This window comes from Streptomyces sp. P9(2023), assembly GCF_032436795.1.
Lineage (GTDB): Bacteria > Actinomycetota > Actinomycetes > Streptomycetales > Streptomycetaceae > Streptomyces.
The window spans coordinates 1-234 of the sequence record NZ_JAUPWM010000871.1; the positions used below are offsets into that span (position 1 = coordinate 1).

Genomic DNA, 234 nt, shown 5'->3' on the forward strand with positions numbered 1-234 from the left:
GTGGATGATAGGGTATACACCGAATATTGTTGTTGCCACTTGGATGGGCTTTGACGACTCATCACAACATCTCTTAGCAGCAAGTAGTAGCGGAGGAATCGCGCCACTCTTCCAAATGGAAATGTCAGGGCTCTTATCAATCACACCAGAAACTGACTTTACTGTGACGGCCGCTGGACAAACTGATAGTCAAGCGGATTCTAGTTCTGACGGACAAGATTGGCTCCAACAAGC

The 234-nt window shown here is 47.4% G+C and carries 1 pseudogene; it reads left to right on the plus strand.

The annotated features are described in order from the left end of the window. Positions 1–234: pseudogene (locus Q5762_RS39750) on the plus strand (hypothetical protein); the annotation flags it as partial.